The sequence below is a fragment of the Geminicoccus sp. genome, assembly GCF_035556675.1.
Taxonomy (GTDB): domain Bacteria; phylum Pseudomonadota; class Alphaproteobacteria; order Geminicoccales; family Geminicoccaceae; genus Geminicoccus.
This window is the reverse complement of the sequence record NZ_DATMFZ010000362.1, coordinates 1-6,564: the sequence shown is the minus strand read 5'-3', so window position 1 is coordinate 6,564 and position 6,564 is coordinate 1. Positions and strand designations below refer to the sequence as shown.

Below are 6,564 nucleotides of genomic sequence, written 5' to 3'. Positions count from 1 at the left end.
CCGGCCCTCGTCCGTGGCGACCATCTCCTCGACGTCCACCTGGACATAGAGCTTCTCGGATCCGGTATTGGCGAGGGTGAGGTCCCGTCGCGACTGCGCCGGATCCGCCATGTCGACGAGCAGCGTGTCGACCGTCAGGTTGGCCTTGGCGGGCGTCGGGACGGCCGATGCGCACAATAATGCCACTATGGTAATGATTCCTAGGTAAGTTGAGAGTGTCATTCTCAAGTTACCTGTTGAACGCGATCGCATCAGTATGAAGACCATTGAGCCTGTTTACTCAGACAAAGCGCATATACCACCGGAAATTTCTCAGAATCAAGAAAAATAAATCTTTAATTAAGTACTGGAAAATATTATTAGGCTAATTTTTATCTTAAAAGTTGCAATGAGTGGTTTTCTGGAGGCCATGCTCCGCATAGCGAGATGCCTGCGGCAGTGAAATTCGATGATGCCGGCTGGCGAGCAACCGTGTCGGCAGTCGCGCGGCTACGTGGCGTGCGGGCCGCCATCGACTGAAGGGGCTTTCGACATCCCGAAGAGAAGGGCGAGATTCTCGGCCTGTTCCTGATCTCGGACGGAGCGGCGCTCGACCCGGACGGCGGCGTCCAGGTGGTGAGCGGCTTCTATCAGGGGGGATGGCGCTGGGCTTCGCGGGCCGGAACGTCGGCTCGGGCTGGGCCGGCGGCGACTACAGCGACCTGGTGGTCAGCTCTCGCACGATGGCGGCCGAGCGGACCGAAGCAAGAAAGGAACGGCCGGCGCAGTTGCGCCGGCCGCTTCCGTCAGTCTGCCGCCATCTCCAACTCGCGCTGGCGGCCGAGCTGGGTCATCCATTCCTGGAAGCGCGGCTGGGCCCGGAGCTGGTGGGCGTAGTGCCGGGTCAGCGCCTCGGTGAGGCGGCCGCGCCGGTCCAGCGCCTCGTCGGCGAAGCGGACCATGCGCGAGTTCGGCCAGGCCTGCGGGCGGATCTCGCGCAGGCGTTCGAACAGATGATCCGCGTCCTCGTCTGGACGGTTCTGCGCCATGAGCGTCAGCATTGCGGCGGTCGAGCGCGATACGCCCATGTGGCAGTGGACCAGGAGATGGCCTTCGGTCCGGCCGGTGCGCGATTCGGCCAGCTCCGCGCCGAAGCGCAGGATGTCCTGGACGTGTTCCGGCTGCGGCAGGATCTGGCCGGGCCGGGGCTCGATGATGTCGTGGAAGCGCAGCGTGGTGCGCTCGTGCGCATCGTAGCGGTCGAACGCGGCGATCTCTGGTGCCTCGGGATCCAGGATCGAGAGGACGTGGGTGACCAGCCGCTTGTCGTGCGACGGCAGCTCCTCGATGCCGCAGATCGTGAGCATGGAGATCGAGATCGATTGCATGACGGTCGTCCGTGGCTCAGGTGATCGCCGTCCGGGCCTTGCCCTTCAGGCCGAGAATCTGGCGTGCCTCCTCGGGCGTGGCAATCTCCAGGCCCAGGCCCTCCACGATCTGCCGGGCTCGGGCCACCTGCTGGGCGTTGCTCTCGGCGAGCCGGCCGGGGCCGTCCCAGAGATTGTCCTCCAGCCCGACCCGGACATGGCCACCCTGCGCTGCAGCGGTGGCGGCGATGTTCATCTGGTTGCGGCCAGCTCCCAGCACCGACCAGACATAGCTGTCGCCGAACAGCCGGTCGGCAGTGCGCTTCATGTGCGCCACGTCGTCCGGATGGGTGCCGATGCCGCCCAGGATGCCGAACACGGTCTGGACGAACAGCGGCCCCTTCACCAAGCCGGCATCCAGGAAATGCGCCAGGTTGTAGAGGTGTGCCGTGTCGTAGCACTCGAACTCGAAGCGCGTCCCGGCATCGCCCAGCTCCTCCAGGATGTAGGCGATGTCTGCATAGGTGTTGCGGAAGATCAGGCCACGGCTGTTCTCCAGGTGCTGCTGCTCCCATTCATGCGCGAACTGCTTGTAGCGCTTGAGCATGGGGAACAGGCCGAAATTCATCGAGCCCATGTTCAGGCTGGCGAGTTCCGGCTTGAAGGTACGGGCCGGGACGACGCGCTCCTGCACGGTCATGTGCGGGGCACCGCCCGTGGTGATGTTGATGATCGCCTCTGCCTCGGCATGGACCTTCGGCAGGAACTTCGCGAACGCCTCGGCCGACTGGTCGGGCCGGCCGGTCTCGGGGTTGCGGGCATGGAGGTGGACGATCGCGGCCCCGGCCTTCGACGCCGCGATCGCCTGTTCGGCGATCTGGTCGGGCGTCACCGGCAGATGCGGCGACATGGAGGGCGTGTGGATCGCACCGGTCAGCGCGCAGGAGATGATGACCTTGCGGGGTGCCGCCATGGGTTCAGTCTCCGATCTCTTGGGATGAGGCCTGCTTCTGGCGGAGCAGGGCCATCAGGCGCCGGTCGCGCCAGCGCGAGCGCTCGGCCAGCTTGTCGAGCGGCAGGCGGGCGCGGCGGTCGGCCAGCACCTTCTGCAGCACTTCCGGCGCTTCCCAGTCGACCCGGCGCTGCTGGTCGACATGCATCTCGCGATACATGTGCTGGAAGCGGGCGATGTAGTCGGCAATGCCGCCCGGCGCATTCAGGTCGATGGTCTCGAACGGGCCCATGAACGACCAGCGCAGCGCCAAGCCGTGCTTGACCGCGGCATCGACATCCTCCGGACCGGCGAAGCCGTCGGCCACCAAGCGGAAGCCTTCCTCCATGAGCGCGCCCTGGAGGCGGTTGACCACAAAGCCGTCGATCTCGCGGCCCATCACCACCGGTTTCTGGCCGATGCCGGCCATGACCTCGACCGCGCGGCGCATGGTCGCGGGGGAGGTCCAGGGGGCGGGGACCAGCTCCACGCAGGGGATCAGGTGGGGCGGGTTGAGCGGATGGGAGACCAGGCAGCGCTCCTTGCCCGGCAGGCCCTCGGTGAAGGAGGAGGGGACGAGCGCCGAGGTCGAGCTGCCGAGCACGGCGGTGGCAGGTGCCAGCCGGTCCAGCTCGCGCCAGAGCTCCTGCTTCACGTCCAGCTTCTCGGGCGCGCTCTCCTGCATCCATGCGGCACCATCCAGCGCCGTGGCGAGGTCGGGAGCAGTGCGGATCCGCGCCAGCACCTCGGCCGGCTGCTGGCCCTGGAGGAGGCCGGCCTGGTGGAGGTCGTCGGCAATGGTGCGGGCCAACTCCAGGCTCTTTTCCGCAGCCCCCTCGACGGGATCCCACATCGCGACGTCCCAGCCGCCGCGCGCGAACGCGACCGCCCAGCCTCGACCGACCAGCCCGCAGCCGACGATCGCCACCTTCTCCGCCATTACCAGATCCTCACAAGCTCTCGACATTGCCGCACACGCCGAGCGACTGCCCGGACAGGTTGCGGCCCAGGGACGAACAAAGGAACAGGACGGTGCCGGCCACATCGTCACCGCTCACCATCCGCCGCAGCGACACGCGCTCCAGGTAGCGCCGCTCCATCTCGGCGGCCTCCACACCCATTTCCCGGGCGCGGGCCTCGATCACGCCGGCCATGCGCGGCCCCTCGACGATGCCGGGCAGGATCGCATTCACCCGGATCCCGGCCGGGCCCAGCTCCTTGGCCAGCGACTGGGTGAGGCCGATCACGCCCCATTTCGCCGCGGCATAGGGGGTGCGGAAGGCGTAGCCGAACCGGCCGGCGGCCGAGCTGATGTTGACGATGCAGCCTTCCAGGTTGCGCTTGAGCAGCGGCACCGCCAGGCGCGTGACCAGGAACATGCCGGTGAGGTCGACCTCCAGGCAGCGCCGCCACTCGGCCGGGTCGATCGTCTCGATCGCCCCGGTAGGCCCGGCGATCCCGGCATTGTTGACCAGCGCGTCAAGCCCGCCCAGCTCCCGTGCCACGTCGGCGAAGAGCCCTTCGACCTCTGCATCCACGGCTACGTCGCACACACTGCCCGACAGGTTCAGGTGCTGGTCGGTCAGCTCGCGCAGCGCCGACGCATCGGTATCGCAGATGTGGACGCGGGCCCCGACCTTGAGCAGGGCGAGCGTGATCGCCTGGCCGATGCCCGACGCACCGGCCGTGACCAGCACCCGATAGCCCGGCGGCAGCAGCAGGCTGGGCTCGACGGTCACCGTTTCCTCCGAGGCTCAGCCATGCAGGGCCTTCATCTCCTGGATGCCGCGGCTCATCGCAGAACGCAGCACCGCCACGTCGGTGCCGTAGCCCAGGCAACGATAGCCGCGCTCGACCTGCGCCTTCATGAACGTCATGTCGGCATCGGCGGTGGCGGCGGTCTTGCCGGTATTCTTCGCCGCCGTGGCGAGGCCCTCGAAGGCGCGGATCATCACCGGGTCCTCGAACCGGCCGGGCATGCCGAGATCGTCGGACATGTCGAAATGGCCCATCCAGCCGATGTCGAGGCCGGGCGTGGCCAGGATCGCCTCGGCATTCTCCAGGCCCTTCCTCGTCTCGATCAGGGCGATCAGCGCGATCCGCTCATTGGCGGCCTTCTGCGCCTCCACCGCACCCATGGCCCGATAGCCTTCCTGGGCAAAGCCGAACGCGCAGCCGCGCTTGCCTTCCGGGCGATAGCGCGACCATTCGACCAGCTCGCGCGCCTCCTCCGGCGTTTCCAGCATCGGCGCCATGATGCCGTCCACGCCGGCATCGAGCAGGGTGGCGACATGGGCATAGGACTTGGCCGCCGGCCGGGCCCAGACGGTGATGCCGAGCCCGCGGGCATAGGCGACCTGCTGCCTGATCGTCTCGACGCCGACCCCGCTATGCTCGGTATCGAGCAGCACGAATTCGCAGCCGGAAGTGTGCAGGAGTGCGGTCAGCCCTGGCGTGAAGAACTCGAACGCCATGGTCCCGTACGCCATGCCGCCGCCGTTCAGCTTCGCCCGCAACGCCGTCGCAGCATCCATCTCCAGCACTCCCCTTCTTGTCGGCGGGCGCAACCTAGACGTGGCGGGGCGGGGAGGCCAGGGGTGGTGGGGCAGGAATGCAGGCGGCGGGGCGGGCGCTTATTTAAGGGAAAGGTGGTCCGCTTAATTAGGCGGGGCGCGAAGGAAGCCCGCCTTAACTAACTAAGGACGCACTCAGGGGCTGCTGCTGCAGCGCCTCTGTCCGATGGCCGCACTCGACAAGCGCCACGACAATGCCGATATGGATGGCATGGACTGGGGGATGTTCCCGGTCGGGTACGGGCTCCGGGATATCCTCGGAGCCCGTCGCCTTTTCAGGGGAAGACCTTCAGCCCCCACCCTTCGACCTTTCCGGCAGGGCTCCGCCGCAGCTTGGTGGCGATGATCTCGTAAGCGCGGTTGGGTTGCTGCGGCGCGAGCACATGGCGGCCAATGGGACGAGCCGTGAGGTCAGCGAGTTGCAAGCCCGACGAGTTGACACGCTTGTCGGCAGGCACGAACCGCAAGCTCGGCATCAGGCCCCAGCGGTTGGCGCCATCGCAGACCCGACGGAAAGTCAGCTCAAGCTCATCGTCCTCGCGCTTCCCCCGCCGCTCCACGATCACCGCCGTCTGCTTCAATTCCTGGGCATGCTCTCGCAGGAACGCCCAGGTCCGCTCCATGCAGAACCGGAGCCCGATCCCGTAAGGGTTCTCCGGGCGGGCGTAACGGTGCAGCAGGCGACGCTTGTCGATCACTGCACTTATGAGCGTGAACTCGGCTCGCTCCATAATTGCCGTCAGCTCCTGTATGAAACCATCACGCTTGATCGGATTCTGCAAGAAGACGAACGGTGGCCTCTGCTTCACGATGTCATGTTCGTGCAGGATCACCACGTCATGACCGAACCAGCGAAATTTGAAAGACTGCAGAGCGGGAACAACCGAGTTGATATAGTGGTCTTTCCTGAAGATGCAGAAGTTCAGGACGAAGATGGGAAAGTTCGGATCGATATTGGACAGGCCGTGGTCGCCACTTTCGTCCACGAAGATCACGTAGTCCGAGTAGGCGTCATCCGCCGGGGATGTCATTGCCGCATCCGCGGGTCAGTCCGTGGCGGCTGGCTCGGCCGGCCACTGCCACCCCCGCAACGCCTCCACCAGCCGCTCGCCATCCAGCGCCGGCACCACATGGCCCTTCGGCCGGAAGGTCGGCGTCGGCTCGGAGAGCAGCATCGCGTCCAGGACCGCTTCCTCAGTGGCGTCGATCACCGCTTGGTAGATCGGGTCGAGCAACGGGTCGGTCAGGCAGCGCAGGGACTGGACCAGGGGCGGCTCGGGCGGCGGCATGGGGGCGGGAAGGGCGGTGGAGAGGGCCAGGAACAGGTCGCCGGACGAGTTGCCGCCGACCGCACCGGAGCGGCCGATGCCGAGCCCGGCCCGGCGGGCCACGCGCTGGAGCTGGTGGGGCAGGAGTGGGGCGTCGGTGACGACCACCACGATCACCGAACCCTGTTCCCCGCCGCGCCAGGAGGAGAGGCCGAGCAGAGGAGCCACCGGAATGCCGCCGACGCGTAGCTGGTCGATCCGGCCGTGATTGGCCTGGACCAGCACGCCCAGCGTGTAGGGACCGCCCGGCAGATCGAGGATGCGGGAGGCGGAGCCGGTGCCGCCCTTCAACTCGTAGGCGATCATGCCGGTGCCGCCGCCCACCG

At 66.8% G+C, this 6,564-nt stretch carries 8 protein-coding genes; all 8 read right to left on the bottom strand.

Annotated elements, in window-relative coordinates; translation table 11 throughout:
- A partial coding sequence (locus tag VNS22_RS25670; protein WP_325737609.1) for a hypothetical protein occupies nt 1-186 on the bottom strand: 186 nt, incomplete at its 3' end.
- 599 nt (nt 187-785) lie between these two features.
- Nucleotides 786-1,367, bottom strand: coding sequence for a tyrosine phosphatase family protein (locus tag VNS22_RS25665; RefSeq protein ID WP_325737607.1), 582 nt, complete (start codon nt 1,365-1,367; stop codon nt 786-788).
- Nucleotides 1,368-1,383: 16 nt separating this feature from the next.
- On the bottom strand, nt 1,384-2,319 hold the full coding sequence (locus VNS22_RS25660; protein ID WP_325737605.1) for a 3-keto-5-aminohexanoate cleavage protein: 936 nt from the start codon (nt 2,317-2,319) through the stop codon (nt 1,384-1,386).
- A 4-nt stretch (nt 2,320-2,323) separates the two neighbouring features.
- The gene (locus VNS22_RS25655) at nt 2,324-3,277 is read right to left on the bottom strand and encodes a 3-hydroxyacyl-CoA dehydrogenase (protein ID WP_325737604.1); all 954 of its coding nucleotides are present in this window, start codon (nt 3,275-3,277) and stop codon (nt 2,324-2,326) included.
- Nucleotides 3,278-3,287: 10 nt separating this feature from the next.
- Complete coding sequence (locus VNS22_RS25650; protein ID WP_325737602.1) at nt 3,288-4,076, bottom strand: SDR family oxidoreductase; 789 nt, start codon at nt 4,074-4,076, stop codon at nt 3,288-3,290.
- Nucleotides 4,077-4,091: 15 nt separating this feature from the next.
- Nucleotides 4,092-4,871 (bottom strand): HpcH/HpaI aldolase family protein, encoded by a 780-nt coding sequence (locus VNS22_RS25645; RefSeq protein ID WP_325737600.1) that lies wholly within the window; start codon nt 4,869-4,871, stop codon nt 4,092-4,094.
- A 314-nt stretch (nt 4,872-5,185) separates the two neighbouring features.
- Nucleotides 5,186-5,941, bottom strand: coding sequence for a DUF3800 domain-containing protein (locus tag VNS22_RS25640; RefSeq protein ID WP_325737598.1), 756 nt, complete (start codon nt 5,939-5,941; stop codon nt 5,186-5,188).
- A gap of 15 nt (nt 5,942-5,956) precedes the next feature.
- Nucleotides 5,957-6,564, bottom strand: a 608-nt coding sequence (locus tag VNS22_RS25635; protein ID WP_325737597.1) for a P1 family peptidase, incomplete at its 5' end; no start/stop codon positions are given.